12 protein-coding genes are annotated in these 13,445 nt (G+C 49.1%); 5 read left to right on the top strand and 7 right to left on the bottom strand.

Annotated features, from left to right (window positions below):
* Positions 1-47: 47 nt before the first annotated feature.
* From ilvC to ilvB, 3 genes are all read right to left on the bottom strand, one after another.
* Positions 48-1,067 carry a ketol-acid reductoisomerase gene (ilvC, locus tag OCV68_RS00160; protein WP_022475555.1) on the bottom strand — a complete coding sequence of 340 codons (1,020 nt, stop codon included), beginning with the start codon at positions 1,065-1,067 and terminating at the stop codon, positions 48-50.
* Between the two features lie 72 nt (positions 1,068-1,139).
* Positions 1,140-1,628 (bottom strand): acetolactate synthase small subunit, encoded by a 489-nt coding sequence (gene ilvN, locus OCV68_RS00155; protein ID WP_022475554.1) that lies wholly within the window; start codon positions 1,626-1,628, stop codon positions 1,140-1,142.
* Between the two features lie 31 nt (positions 1,629-1,659).
* The gene (gene ilvB, locus OCV68_RS00150) at positions 1,660-3,276 is read right to left on the bottom strand and encodes a biosynthetic-type acetolactate synthase large subunit (protein WP_262570012.1); all 1,617 of its coding nucleotides are present in this window, start codon (positions 3,274-3,276) and stop codon (positions 1,660-1,662) included.
* A 234-nt stretch (positions 3,277-3,510) separates the two neighbouring features.
* Between ilvB and OCV68_RS00145 the strand changes: the two genes are divergently transcribed.
* The 5 genes from OCV68_RS00145 (at position 3,511) to OCV68_RS00125 (ending at position 7,792) form a co-directional block, all read left to right on the top strand.
* The gene (locus OCV68_RS00145; protein ID WP_262570010.1) at positions 3,511-3,984 is read left to right on the top strand and encodes an SUKH-3 domain-containing protein; all 474 of its coding nucleotides are present in this window, start codon (positions 3,511-3,513) and stop codon (positions 3,982-3,984) included.
* A 12-nt stretch (positions 3,985-3,996) separates the two neighbouring features.
* A complete protein-coding gene (locus tag OCV68_RS00140) occupies positions 3,997-4,956 on the top strand; it encodes an ABC transporter substrate-binding protein (protein ID WP_262570008.1) in 960 nt (319 codons plus the stop codon).
* Between the two features lie 286 nt (positions 4,957-5,242).
* Positions 5,243-6,118, top strand: a complete 876-nt coding sequence (gene pdxS / locus OCV68_RS00135; RefSeq protein WP_147622457.1) for a pyridoxal 5'-phosphate synthase lyase subunit PdxS — start codon at positions 5,243-5,245, stop codon at positions 6,116-6,118.
* A 1-nt stretch (position 6,119) separates the two neighbouring features.
* The gene (gene pdxT / locus OCV68_RS00130; protein ID WP_262570007.1) at positions 6,120-6,692 is read left to right on the top strand and encodes a pyridoxal 5'-phosphate synthase glutaminase subunit PdxT; all 573 of its coding nucleotides are present in this window, start codon (positions 6,120-6,122) and stop codon (positions 6,690-6,692) included.
* Positions 6,693-6,988: 296 nt separating this feature from the next.
* Positions 6,989-7,792, top strand: coding sequence for an ECF transporter S component (locus OCV68_RS00125; RefSeq protein ID WP_022475548.1), 804 nt, complete (start codon positions 6,989-6,991; stop codon positions 7,790-7,792).
* A 112-nt stretch (positions 7,793-7,904) separates the two neighbouring features.
* Here the strand turns inward: OCV68_RS00125 and OCV68_RS00120 are convergent, their stop codons facing one another.
* The 4 genes from OCV68_RS00120 to OCV68_RS00105 all read right to left on the bottom strand — a co-directional run bounded on the left by OCV68_RS00120 (position 7,905) and on the right by OCV68_RS00105 (position 13,319).
* On the bottom strand, positions 7,905-10,307 hold the full coding sequence (locus OCV68_RS00120; protein WP_262570005.1) for a homocysteine S-methyltransferase family protein: 2,403 nt from the start codon (positions 10,305-10,307) through the stop codon (positions 7,905-7,907).
* Entirely contained in the window at positions 10,297-10,974 is a 678-nt protein-coding gene (locus tag OCV68_RS00115; protein ID WP_022475546.1) for a vitamin B12 dependent-methionine synthase activation domain-containing protein, read from the bottom strand. The genes OCV68_RS00120 and OCV68_RS00115 overlap by 11 nt, the downstream gene beginning before the upstream one ends.
* Positions 10,974-11,834, bottom strand: coding sequence for a methylenetetrahydrofolate reductase [NAD(P)H] (gene metF, locus OCV68_RS00110; protein WP_262570004.1), 861 nt, complete (start codon positions 11,832-11,834; stop codon positions 10,974-10,976). Before metF ends, OCV68_RS00115 begins: the two co-directional genes overlap by 1 nt.
* 114 nt (positions 11,835-11,948) lie before the next feature.
* Positions 11,949-13,319 (bottom strand): MATE family efflux transporter, encoded by a 1,371-nt coding sequence (locus OCV68_RS00105; protein WP_262570003.1) that lies wholly within the window; start codon positions 13,317-13,319, stop codon positions 11,949-11,951.
* Positions 13,320-13,445 lie beyond the last annotated feature (126 nt).

The raw sequence follows: 13,445 nt of genomic DNA, 5'->3' as shown, positions 1-13,445 counted from the left end.
AAAATGCCGCAGAAAGCTCTGCGGCATTTGTGTTATTACTGATAAAATCAGTTGTTGATGAGCTTGTCCTCACCGTTCCAGCTGTAAAGCTTACGGATCTCCTCACCGATCTTCTCGGAGGGGTGCTCAGCGTGAAGCTTACGCATAGCCTTGAAGTGAACCTGTCTGCCTGCGGGAGACATATCGAGGAGGAATTCCTTTGCAAAGGTACCGTCCTGGATATCGGAAAGGATCTTCTTCATGGTCTTCTTGGTCTCTTCTGTTACGAGCTTGGGACCAGTTACATAGTCGCCGTACTCAGCAGTGTTGGAGATGGAGTATCTCATGCCTGCAAAACCGGACTGATAGATAAGGTCAACGATGAGCTTCATCTCGTGGATGCACTCAAAGTAAGCGTTTCTGGGATCGTAGCCGGCCTCAACGAGGGTCTCGAAGCCTGCCTGCATGAGAGCGCAAACGCCGCCGCAGAGAACAGCCTGCTCACCGAAGAGGTCAGTCTCGGTCTCAGTTCTGAATGTAGTCTCGAGAACGCCTGCTCTTGCGCCGCCGATACCGAGAGCGTATGCAAGACCGATATCCTGAGCGTCGCCTGTAGCGTCCTGCTCAACAGCGATAAGGCAGGGAACACCCTTGCCTGCCTGGTACTCACTTCTTACAGTGTGTCCGGGGCCCTTGGGAGCGATCATGATAACGTTAACGTCCTTGGGGGGAACGATGCAGCCGAAGTGAATGTTGAAGCCGTGTGCAAAAGCAAGTGTCTTGCCTGCAGTCATATAAGGAGCGATGTCGCTCTTATAAACATCAGCCTGCTTTTCATCGGGGATAAGGATCATAACGATGTCGGCAACCTTAGCAGCCTCGCTTACGGAAAGTACCTTAAGTCCCTGAGCCTCAGCCTTAGCCTTGCTCTTGGAGCCTTCGTAAAGACCTACAACAACGTTTACGCCGCTGTCCTTGAGGTTAAGGGCATGAGCATGTCCCTGAGAGCCGTAACCAATGATAGCAACGGTCTTGCCGTCGAGTCTGCCCAGGTCACAGTCAGACTGATAGAAAATCTTATTAGCCATTTTAAAATTCCTCCTATAGAAATAATGGATATATAAGTATATATTTCAAAGCGCAATGCTTCAAAAACGTGATTACTTGATGGTAACGCTGCCCTTCTGGATAGCGATAACACCTGTACGGACGATCTCCTTGATGCCGTAGCCTGCGATAAGGTCGTGCATTCTCTTGAGATGAACGGGAGAGTCGGAGATCTCAATGGTAAGGGTATTTGCGGTCATATCAACTATTCTTGCGCCCATTATCTCGCAGATAGTGAGTATCTCGCCTCTCTGAGCGGGAGTTGCGCAGACCTTGATGAGCTGAAGCTCTCTTGCAAGAAGCTCCTCAGGCTCAAGAGTGCGTACCTTGATGGTATCAACAAGCTTGTTGAGCTGCTTTTCAAGCTGCTGAGCTGTATGCTCGTCGCCGTCGGCAACGATCGTGATTCTGGAAACCTCGGGATCATCGGTAACGCCCACTGCAAGGCTGTCGATATTGAAGCCTCTGCGTGAGAAAAGTCCCGAAACGCGTGAAAGCACGCCTGCATGGTTTTCAACGAGAATGGAAATTGTATGCTTCATATGCACGGACACCTTTCTGATCTATCAAAAATTAAAGTGTGGATTCAAGCTTATAGACATTGCATTCAAGGAGATAGGGCTTGTCGGAATTAACCAGCTTGTCTATCTTCTCCTCAGCCTCTGCCATGGTAACAACTCTGTCAGCCTCAATGCCGTAGGAACGGGCAAGAGCCACAAAATCAGGGCTTCCGTCCAGATGAACGGCTATCTGATGATCTTCATAGTTCTTGGTCTGAAGCTCTCTTACCATTCCGAGGCGGTTGTTTCTCATAATGATCATCTTAACTGCAATGCCCTCCTGCATGATGGTAGCAAGCTCCATCATCTGCATCTGGAACGAGCCGTCGCCGCAGACAACCACAACTTCACGATCGGGAGCTGCCATTTTTGCGCCCACTCCGCAGGGAACTGAGTAGCCCATGGTTCCCATGCCGCCTGTGGTAAGGAAACGTCCGCCCTCCTTGATTGCAAAGTTGTTGCAGCACCAGATCTGGTTCTGACCAACATCGGCAACGCAGACTGTGTTTGCGGGAAGCTTGTCCGAAAGCTTTCTGAGGAACATTTTGGGGTTGATGTAGCCGTTTGTCTCCTCATTTTCGGGAACAGCATTCTTTATCTCCGCCAGTTCTTCCAGCCAGCTGTCACGCCTGCATGGTGTTATCATCTCGGTAAGCTCGGAAAGGATAGCCTTGCAGTCGCCTACCAGAGGGATATCAACGGGGATATTCTTGCCTATCTCGGCAGGGTCTATATCAATATGGATTATCTTCTTGTTTTCGGCAAGGAATGTGGGAGATTTTACCGCTCTGTCGCCCACTCTTGCGCCTATGAGTATCATGGTATCGCACTCGTTGACCGCACGGTTTGCGGACTTTACTCCGTGCATACCCAGCATTCCCAGATAAAGGGGGTGATCTGTGGGGAAGAGGCTGAGACCCATCATTGTTGAAACCGCAGGTATCTGTGCCTTTTCGGCAAAGGCCGCAAGCTCCTGCTCCGCACCTGCAAGGAAAACTCCTCCGCCTGCACAGATAAGGGGTCTTTCAGCGTCCTCAATAGCCTCGCACAGCTTCTTTATCTGCATGGGATTGCCCTTTACGGTGGGCTTATAGGTGCGCATCTTTACGGTCTCGGGATATGTAAAATCAATAAGAGTGTTCTGAACGTCCACAGGGACATCTATAAGAACGGGACCCTTTCTGCCTGTGCCTGCAAGGTGGAACGCTTCCTTGAAAATCCTTGGAAGCTCGGCAGCGTCCTTTATGAGGTAGCTGTACTTAACAAAAGGCTCCGCAGCGCCTGTGATATCCACTTCCTGGAAAACATCGCAGCCTATCTGGTCTGTGGAGACCTGACCTGTGATGCAGATAAGGGGGATACTGTCGGCATAAGCGGTAGCTATGGCAGTAAGCAGGTTCGTAGCACCCGGTCCCGATGTGGCGATGCAGACAGCAGGCTTGTTGGTTATCCTTGCGTATCCGCTTGCCGCATGGCCTGCGTTGGCTTCATGGCGCACCAGAACGTGCTTTATATCCGAGCGGTAAAGCTCGTCATAAAAAGGACAGATGGCAGCTCCGGGGTAGCCGAAGACGACCTTGATACCCTCCATTTCAAGACATTTAACCATTGCCTGAGCAGCACGTATCATTCCTTTTCACGACCTTTCAAAATTTTAATAAATTACTATCCTAAAGCGAACATGGGTATAGCACCGCTTTACAGTTCGCATATAGGTATATTATATTACAAACCTCTTTTTTCGTCAAGCAGTTATTGAAATAAAATTTTCCAAACGCTGAATTTAACTTTTTGTTCACATTGCCGTGCTAAAATATGATATAATTGATATCAAGGAATTTTGAATTACAAAGGACGTGACATTATGCCCAACAATTCTTTTGAACAAAAGCCTGCCGTAAGGGAGGTACTTACCGCCTGCGGCTTTGACTCACTGCGCAACGAAAAGGAAGCCATGGCAGAGCTTATAATAAAGGTCTCCTGCGCATACAAGGTGTGGGACTTTGACCTTTCAAGTGCTGCCAACACGATATTAAAATACAACGGACTTATAGTTGACGCAGCACAGGCAATACGCAAGAGCATGAAGGAATATGATTTTCACGGCGGATTTCACTTCTCCCTGGAGCATATGCTGAACGAGCAGGATAACCTTCACGATGAATTTGTGCTGCTGAGAAGATATTCCGAGAAAAACCTCTTCCCCGTGGGAAACGCATTTTCGGAAATAATGTCCCTTGATGAGCAGGGAAAGGTGTATGCAGGCGAAAAATGCCTTGCCGACAGCTTTGAGATATTCATGGACAAGCTCATAGGTGACGATTACAAGGATATTTAAGAGGATACCGAGTTGAAAAAACTATTATCAGCATTTACGGCAGCCCTGATGCTGCTTCTGTGCTCATGCACAGCCATAAGCGAGAATGAAGATGCCCTGCCAGCCGCAGCCACCGTGGCAGAGCCGCAGCCCTACCCTGTGGAAGCGGGGAACCTTATCTTCAATTCTTCCCCCGTGACGGTAGGCTCCCTCTCCCCTGCCGTGACTGAAATGATATATGAGCTGGGCTACGGCGACAGGCTCATATGCCGCAGCAGCTACTGCGATACTCCCGAAGAGGTCATGTCCCTTCCCGAAACGGGAAGCGCCGCAAACCCAGATATAGACAAGATAATCTCATATGCTCCCGAGCTGCTTATCACCCAAAGCCCTATCGCAAACAAGGACACAGTGCGCCTAAGCGAAGCGGGGATATCTCTGCTGACACTGCCCGCACCATCATCGCTTGAAGAGCTGTACGATAATTACGCCGCCCTTGCGGACATATTTGCGGGAAGCATTGAGGGTAATTCTCTGGCGGAAAATACCCTTGCGGATATGAAATCAGCGGTAAATGAAGCCAAAAACTCCTGCGAAAGCATTGTTTTTATCATGAATATAGACGGCGACGAGATAACCGCAGGCACAGGCGACAGCTTTGCAGGCGACCTTTTCTCCGTTTTCGGCAGGAACATAGCGGAAAACGACACGGACTATACCACCACCGCCGAGGAGCTTATCAAGGCTGACCCACAGTATATTTTCCTTGCCCGTCCCCTTTCCGCATCTGATTTTGACAGCGGGCTGGCTGAACAGCTCTCCGCATTTTCCGAAGATCACGTTTTCTCCATAGACGCTTCCCTCACCGAACGTCCCACCGCAAGGCTGGCGGAAACTATCCGCTCCGTATCGGAGGTCATGACCGGCACAAATGCGGAGACCACCGAATTTACAGGCGGATATGCGGAAATACACGAAACCTCCGGGCAGTGATAATATGAACCGAATGTTAATTCAACTTATCTGCAAATCGCACAAATATCAATATAAAGTGCCACGTGAAATTATGCAGCATTTTCACGTGGCACTCTTTTATATTTTTCATAGGCAAATACTATCATATGAACATATCACAATATGGCGATGATTACAGCAGAGTGATTTGGCATATATTCACAAAAGATAGTAAATATGTATTTTTTTCATCGTGTTTGATTATTTTCCCCACGGGCGTTATTATGGTCTCACCACAACAGATACGGTCCAAGGAGGAAATGATATGAAAAACGAAAGATACGAGCTTAATAAGAACCTTGCCCAGATGCTCAAGGGCGGCGTTATAATGGACGTTACCACTCCCGAGCAGGCAAAGATCGCCGAGGCAGCAGGTGCCTGCGCAGTTATGGCGCTGGAAAGAATACCTGCCGATATCCGTGCAGCAGGCGGCGTTTCCAGAATGAGCGACCCCAAGATGATAAAGGGCATTCAGGAAGCTGTTTCTATCCCCGTAATGGCAAAATGCCGTATCGGTCATTTTGCTGAGGCTCAGATACTCCAGGCCATTGAAATAGACTACATCGACGAGAGCGAAGTTCTCTCCCCCGCCGATGACAAGTACCACATCGACAAGACCGCCTTTGACGTTCCCTTCGTATGCGGCGCAAAGGACTTGGGCGAGGCTCTCCGCAGGATCAACGAGGGCGCTTCCATGATAAGGACTAAGGGCGAACCCGGCACAGGCGACGTTGTTCAGGCTGTACGCCACATGAGAATGATGCAGAGCGAGATAAGACGTCTGGTCTCCATGAGCGCCGACGAGCTTTTCGACGCTGCAAAGGAGCTGCGTGTTCCCTATGACCTGGTGCTGTACGTTCACGAGAACGGCAAGCTGCCCGTAGTAAACTTCGCAGCAGGCGGCGTTGCAACTCCCGCAGACGCTTCCCTTATGATGCAGCTGGGCGCAGAGGGCGTGTTTGTGGGAAGCGGTATCTTCAAGTCGGGCAATCCCGAAAAGCGTGCCGCTGCTATTGTAAAGGCTGTTACCAACTACACCGATGCAAAGCTTATCGCTGAGCTTTCCGAAGACCTTGGCGAGGCAATGGTAGGCATCAACGAGCAGGAAATAGAGCTGCTCATGGCAGAAAGAGGAAAGTAATATGAATATCGGCGTTCTTGCTTTGCAGGGAGCATTCATAGAGCATGAAAAAATGCTGTCAAAGCTTGGCGTGCAGTCTTTTGAGATACGTCAGAAAAGCGATATACAAAAGAGCATGGACGGCATCATAATCCCGGGCGGCGAAAGCACCGTTATGGGCAAGCTGCTCCGTGAGCTTGATATATATGACGAGCTTAAAGCTATGATAACAAAGGGTATGCCCGTTTTCGGCACCTGCGCAGGTCTTATCCTCCTTGCCAAAAAGATAGACGGCGAGGAGCCTCATCTGGCGGTAATGGATATCGAAGCAAAGCGCAACGCCTATGGCAGGCAGCTGGGCAGCTTTGCGGCAAAGGGCGACTTTGCCGGCAGAGAGATACCCATGGTATTTATCCGTGCCCCATATATCCCCGAGATTTACGGTGAAACAAAGGTGCTTTCCGTCACAGACGGCAAGATAACCGCCGCAAGGGACAGAAATATGCTTGCCTGCGCATTCCACCCCGAGCTTTCGGAGGATACAACAGTGCATGAGTATTTCCTTGATATGATACGCTCAGCAAATGTTAAATAAATGTAACATACGCAGTTTGTAGCAAATATACAATATCAGCTCATATTCCCACCCGTAAAATGTGCATCATTTTTATAAAGTGGAATATGGGCTGGTTTTTCCCTTTATTCAATGTATATATCTGCCAATTCAGGCAGATGATATGATAATAAGATATATCACAATGCACAAAAGCGCCATAATGTGCATTTTTTGTGTACAGCTTGCATAAGCCGCAAAAATGGGTATTATATCATATATAACATATAGGAATATATGATATGAGTATATGGATATGATCCAAGGGGGAATTACCAATGGCAACAACAGTAAAAAACAAACGTCTTTATTCCATCGTTACCGTAGGTCTTATGGCGGCGCTGGTTTATGTAGGCAACTATCTCCAGATAAAAATACCTAACGGCGGTCTGGTAACAAGAATACATTTGGGCAACTCCATGTGCCTGCTGGCAGGTCTGCTTTTCGGACGACTGAGAGGCGGTCTTTCATCAGGTATCGGCGCAGCGCTTTATGACCTGTTCGACCCCGTGTACATCGTTTCCGCACCCTACACATTCTTCTCAAAGTTTGCAATGGGTTTTACCGCAGGCCATATCAGAAAGCACTCAAAAAATGAAAAGAGCGCAGTTATCTGGGCGGCAGTTGCAGGTCAGCTGGTATATATCGTGCTTTACCTGCTCAAGACATTCATCAGCCAGATACTTCTCGGCGAGCCTGTTTCCGTTGCACTCAAGCTCACAGGCGTGAATGCAATAACCTCGACAATAAACGGAGTTCTTGCGTGCGTTATCGCAGTACCTCTTTACTTTGCACTTTCCAAGGCGCTTGCTCATACAGGAATTGCGGAGCTTATCACCGAAAAGGAAGAAAACAAGGGCTGGCTCAATCCTCTCACCGCAGGACTTACGGCATTTGCGGTTATCGTTACAGCACTTTACACCATTGACCTTGCAAATACCAATAAGGTTAAGAAGCAGGAAGCTGAAAAGGAAGCTGCATATCAGCAGCAGATAGATGATCTTCAGTATGAGATAGATTTTCTTAAAGATCAGCTTCAGATAGAGATACCTCCCCGTGAGACTGAGGAGGAAGCCGAATAACAGCATTGACACAAGCGCCCTCACTTCAATGAAGTGGGGGCGTTTTTTTAATAGCAGATGAACGAAACAACGCCCCCGCTTCAGCCGAAACGGGGGCGTTGTTATTATCATATCAGTTTCCGTAAACTTCTTTTGCTGCGTCAACAGTTGCCTTTGCGTCCCTTGCATAATAATCTGCGCCGATCTTCTCGGCATATTCGGGAGTAAGGACTGCTCCGCCTACGACTATCTTGCAGTCGGGTCTTTCCTTTTTAACAAGCTCAATGGTATCCGCCATTGATTTGAGCGTGGTTGTCATAAGTGCCGAAAGTCCCACAAGCTTTACGCCGTCGATCTTTGCGGCATCGACCACTGCCTGATACTCCACGTCTCTTCCAAGGTCGATGACCTCATAGCCGTAGTTTTCAAGCAGCACCTTTACGATGTTCTTGCCGATATCGTGGATATCGCCCTTTACTGTTGCAAGGACGACCTTACCCTTTGATACGCTGCTGTCGCCTGTGCTTATCTTTGACTTTATCACCTCAAACGCTGCCTGTGCAACGCCTGCGGACAATATGAGCTGGGGAAGGAATATCTTTCCGCTCTCGAAATCCGCTCCCGCCTTGTCAAGGGCAGGGATAAGCATATCGTCAACTATTATCATCGGGTCGGTGGTCTCAAGGAGCTTTTCGGTAATAGCCGCTCCCTCGCTTTTAAGTCCGTTCTGTACTGCAAAGAGAAGTCCCTCGGCAGTGGCATTTTCCTTTCTTGCTGTGCCTGCATTTGCGGCAGGAGCAGGGGCGGCGTTATTATATGCGGCAATGAACTCCATGGAGTCCTTGTCGATATTTGCAAGGAGCTTGTATGCTCTTACAGCGCCCGTCATAGCCGCCACATTGGGGTTGATGATAGGCAGGTCAAGACCGCTTACCAGGCATATCTGCAAAAAGTTGCTGTTGATAAGCTCACGGTTTGGCAGACCGAAAGAGATATTCGATACACCCAGGACTGTTTTAAGTCCCAGCTCGGTCTTTACCCTATGGAGAGCCTTTACGGTCTCCATAACGCCCTCCTGCTGAGCCGATGCGGTAAGGGTAAGGCAGTCGATGAAAACATCACGCTTGGGGATACCCATTGCAACCGCTCTGTTCATTATCTTCTCCGCAATGGCAAAGCGCTGCTCCGCCTTGGGAGGGATACCGTTCTCGTCAAGGGCAAGTCCTACAACGGCGGCGCCGTACTTCTTTACGATGGGAAGTATGCGTTCAAGTGACTTTTCCTCGCCGTTTACCGAGTTTACTATTGCCTTGCCGTTATACACACGAAGAGCCGCTTCCAACACCTCAGGGATAGTGGAATCCACCTGCAGAGGCAGGTCGGTAACGCTTTGGAGAGCCTTGACTGTCCTTACCATCATAGCCTTTTCGTCAATATCGGGGAGCCCCACGTTTACGTCCAGGATATCCGCACCTGCGCCTGCCTGCTCGATAGCCTGACAGAGAATATAGTCGATATCGCCGCTTTTCAGCGCTTCCTTAAAGCGCTTCTTGCCTGTGGGGTTGATACGCTCGCCGATAATTCTGGGCTGGTCGATAACAGCCGTGTTGGAATATGAGCATACTGCCGCAGGAATGCTTGCGCCCTTTGTGCGCACAGATTCTCTTTCGGTATATTTCTCCTTTGAAAGACGTGCGGACAGCGCCGAGATATAGTCGGGGTTTGTTCCGCAGCAGCCGCCGAATATCTTTACGCCCATAGCCGCAAATTCAGAAGCAGCCTCCGCAAATTCATCGGGAAGCACGTCATAAAGGTTGGTGTTGGGGTCGGGCAGACCTGCGTTGGGCTTTACAGCCACTGGCAGAGTTGTCCACTTGCAGATCTCGCTTACAACGGGCATAAGGTCCTTGGGGCCGAGAGAGCAGTTTACGCCGATAGCGTCCGCTCCCAGTCCTTCAAGGGTAAGCGCCATGGCTGAGCATGAGCAGCCTGTAAAGGTTCGTCCGTTTCTCTCAAAGGTCATGGTGCAGATAACTGGCTTGTCGGTATTTTCCTTTGCCGCAAGGAGAGCTGCCTTGACCTCGTAAAGGTCGGTCATGGTCTCGAGGACGATAACGTCAGCGTCCTTTCCTGCCAGCATCTGCTCCTTGAAAATGTCGTATGCTTCCTCAAAGGTAAGGCTTCCCGTAGGCTCCAGCAGCTGACCGATAGGCCCGATATCAAGAGCCGCATATGCTTCTTTGCCGCTTTCAGCACACGCCTTTTTTGCAATGGCGATGCCTGTGCCTATTACCTCATCAACGGAATGACCGCAGTCCTCCAGCTTATAGCGGTTTGCGCCGAAGGTGTTGGCATACACTATCTGAGAGCCAGCGTCGATATACATTCTGTGGATATTTTTTATCATATCCGGGTGAGTAAGATTGAGCAGCTCGGGGATCTCCCCTGCTTCAAGTCCGCTTTTCTGGAGCATGGTTCCCATGGCTCCGTCAAGGAATATAAATTCATTCTGTGACAACAGCTTTTTAAAATCCACAGTGTGTACCTCTCTTTCTGAAACGGCAAACGTCACGCATATTGCAGGTGATGCAGCCCCTCTTCTTTGAGGGAAGAGGCTTATCGGAAACGCCCATTACCGCCGTAACGGACTTTACCGGCGTAAGCATACTGCTGCCCGATGCGCACAGACCTATCTTTCTGGGGGCATCAAGCACATCAAGCAGCTGCTTCTGCATATTTATGGGGAAATCGCCGTACCCGGGCGAATACCGCCAGGTAAAATATTTCCCGTCAAATTCTTTTTTAATTATCTCTTCCGCCTTAGCGCAGACCTGCTCAACGGCAGCCCCCGCAAATGCGTCGGCAATGACAGCCTTTGCCATGTCCTCCACCTGAAGCCGGCGTATAAGCCTGTCCGCACCGCCGCCCACGGTGGCGCACATAACGATTACCCCCGAGCAGCCTTCAAGATGAGCCGCAATGTCGCTGCCGTTAAGCGCCAGAGTACAGCCGCTTATCACAGGCACGCCGTCCTTGAAGCTCAGGGGAAAATATCTGTAAAGGAACTTGGGCGAGATCACACCCAGAAGCCTGCTCTCACACTCGTCCAGATACTTTCCTGCCGTCTCGCCGATGTTGTTTTCATCGTGGCAGCAAAGGTATCTGAGCGCCTCGTCCCTGTCTATCTCCGTTATTTCAACCATTACAGCAGTCCCGAAACGGCAGAGGATATCTTTTCAGCCACGTAAGGATTGTTCATGGTGTAAAGGTGGATACCGTCCGCACCGCTTGAAATAAGATCAACTATCTGGTCAATGGCGTATGCGATGCCCGCATCTCTGAGAGCCTCGGGATTGTTCTCGTATCTTGCCATCATTCTTGTGAACTTCACGGGAAGGCTTGCGCCGCACATGGATACCATGCGCTCTATCTGCTTCTTGTTGACAACGGGCATAATACCTGCCTCGATAGGCACGTTTATGTCTGCTATCCTTGCCTTTTCAAGGAAGTTGTAGAAATGGCTGTTATCAAAGAAAAGCTGGGACATAAGGTGCTCTGCGCCTGCATCAACTTTTTCTTTGAGATATTTGATATCGGTTATCATATCGGGCGCTTCCACATGACACTCGGGGTAGCAGGCAGCGGAAATGTGGAAATCCCCCTTAGATTTAATATATCTGATAAGGTCGCTTGCATAGCGGAAATCATTCTTGGGAGGGCGCTCGGGGTTGATATCGCCTCTGAGGGCAAGGATATTCTCGATGCCGTCAGCTTTAAGTCCTTCAAGGATAATGTCTATATCCTGCTTTGTGTTGCTGACGCAGGTAAGGTGAGCCGCAGACTCAATGCCAAGGTCGTTCTTGATATGCGCAGCTATCTTTCCTGTGATATTGTTTCCGTCAGAACCGCCTGCGCCGTATGTAACGCTTATGAAAGCGGGGTCAAGCTTTTTAAGGCTGTCAAGGGTGCTGTAAATAGTGTCGCAGGGCATATTTTTCTTGGGAGGGAACACCTCAAAGGAAAAAACGCACTTGCCCTTGCCAAATAATTCTGATATCCTCATATTTAAACAAACTCCTTTGTTATACTCATTATTCTTATTATAATATTATACCACACTTTAGCACGGCATTATGGTATATTTTGTGTCTGTTTTTTTTCGGGTTTGTATGATGTATCAGTTCAGGCACCCTTTCATGCACTTTTTGTAGATGCGCATAAAGTATATTATCTCCGCCACTGCGGTTATTGACCATGAAAAACTGTACAGCAGGTAAAGGGAGGTTATGGTCTGGAAGTGCGCAAAAATAGTATATACCCATATTACCCTGAACACGCAGGAACCCATGATGACGATGATCGTGGGCACAACGCTTTTGCCCAGTCCTCTTGAAGCGGCAATGGTGCAGTCCATAAAGGCGCTTATGGCATATGACCAGCCCATTATCGTCAGTCTTTCCATACCTGCCTCCGCAACGGCAGACTCGTTGGTGAACAGTGACAAAAACTCTCTGCCGAATAAAAGCAGCGCTCCGCCGAAGATACCGCCTGCCGCAAAGGAATAGAACAGGCTGATAAAATAGCTTTTGAGTATGCGGTTATTCTTTCCCTCGCCGTGATTTCGGCTGATAAAGCTTGCGCAGGCGGTGTAGATCGCCGCCATAACGTTGAAGATAAGTGTATCTGCATTCTGCGCCGCAGAATTGCCCGAAACCATAACAGCGTCAAAATGGTTTACTCCTGTCTGCACAAAAAGGTTCGCCACGGCAAATATGGCGTTCTGCATTCCCGTGGGTATGCCTATCATAAGCACTCCCCCGCAGGCGCTTGTGTCAAAATATTTGTTTGACAGCCGCAGCTTACAGCTGTCCTTTCGCCTCAGCAGGTGGCACATTATCATTGAAGCGGAAAGATACTGGGCGATAACACTGGCGATAGCAACGCCGTCCGCCGCCTTTTTGCACACGACCACAAAGAAAATGTTCAGGATAACATTCAGCACGCCCGCTATAGAAAGATATACCAACGGCTTTTTTGTCTCTCCGCAGGCGCTGAGAACGCCGTTGCCGAAGTTATATACCGCCATGGCAGGCATTCCCAGTGCGTATATTTTAAGGTAAAGCACAGCGCTTTCGATAAGCTCGTCCTTGGTTTTCAGAGTCTCAAGCATGGGGCGGGCAAAAATATTGCACACAAGGCAGAGGATAATTCCGATAATAAGGCAAACGATAAGCCCCGAATACACTGTCCTTGCCACAGTCTCGCTGCTGCCCGAAGTCTTTTCCGCTCCCAGCTGATGAGCCGTTCTTACATTAACTCCTGCGCCCATGCCGATAAGTATGCCCGTAAAAAGCGACACCAGCAGCGCCGTGGAGCCTACCGCTCCCAGAGCGATATAGTCCGCATATTTTCCCGCAATGGCAACATCACTGAGGTTAAAAAGCACCTCCAGCATCTGGGTCATCATAAGTGGCAGGCTGAACACAAGGATATTTTTCCAGAGGGAGCCGCCTGTCATATCTATAGCATTTTTACCTTTTCCGCGCATTCATCAGACCTCCAACAATCCAACTAAAATATGATGATATCACTTTTGTCGGATTATGTCAATGAACTATCTGTTCGAAATATATAGCTGAAATGTACGGAGATATAATGCACTTATGAAAATATG

The sequence above is a fragment of the Huintestinicola butyrica genome (assembly GCF_025567215.1).
Classification (GTDB): domain Bacteria; phylum Bacillota; class Clostridia; order Oscillospirales; family Ruminococcaceae; genus Huintestinicola; species Huintestinicola butyrica.
This window is presented reverse-complemented; position numbering and strand designations above follow the sequence as displayed.

Excerpts from the sequence above, each read along its gene's own strand:
- ilvC (WP_022475555.1), bottom strand. The coding sequence starts at position 1,067 with ATGGCTAATAAGATTTTCTATCAGTCTGACTGTGACCTGGGCAGACTC.
- OCV68_RS00115 (WP_022475546.1), bottom strand. The coding sequence starts at position 10,974 with ATGGTTGAAATAACGGAGATAGACAGGGACGAGGCGCTCAGATACCTT.
- pdxT (WP_262570007.1), top strand. The coding sequence starts at position 6,120 with ATGAATATCGGCGTTCTTGCTTTGCAGGGAGCATTCATAGAGCATGAA.
- ilvB (WP_262570012.1), bottom strand. The coding sequence starts at position 3,276 with ATGATACGTGCTGCTCAGGCAATGGTTAAATGTCTTGAAATGGAGGGT.
- OCV68_RS00125 (WP_022475548.1), top strand. The coding sequence starts at position 6,989 with ATGGCAACAACAGTAAAAAACAAACGTCTTTATTCCATCGTTACCGTA.
- OCV68_RS00145 (WP_262570010.1), top strand. The coding sequence starts at position 3,511 with ATGCCCAACAATTCTTTTGAACAAAAGCCTGCCGTAAGGGAGGTACTT.
- metF (WP_262570004.1), bottom strand. The coding sequence starts at position 11,834 with ATGAGGATATCAGAATTATTTGGCAAGGGCAAGTGCGTTTTTTCCTTT.
- pdxS (WP_147622457.1), top strand. The coding sequence starts at position 5,243 with ATGAAAAACGAAAGATACGAGCTTAATAAGAACCTTGCCCAGATGCTC.
- ilvN (WP_022475554.1), bottom strand. The coding sequence starts at position 1,628 with ATGAAGCATACAATTTCCATTCTCGTTGAAAACCATGCAGGCGTGCTT.
- OCV68_RS00105 (WP_262570003.1), bottom strand. The coding sequence starts at position 13,319 with ATGCGCGGAAAAGGTAAAAATGCTATAGATATGACAGGCGGCTCCCTC.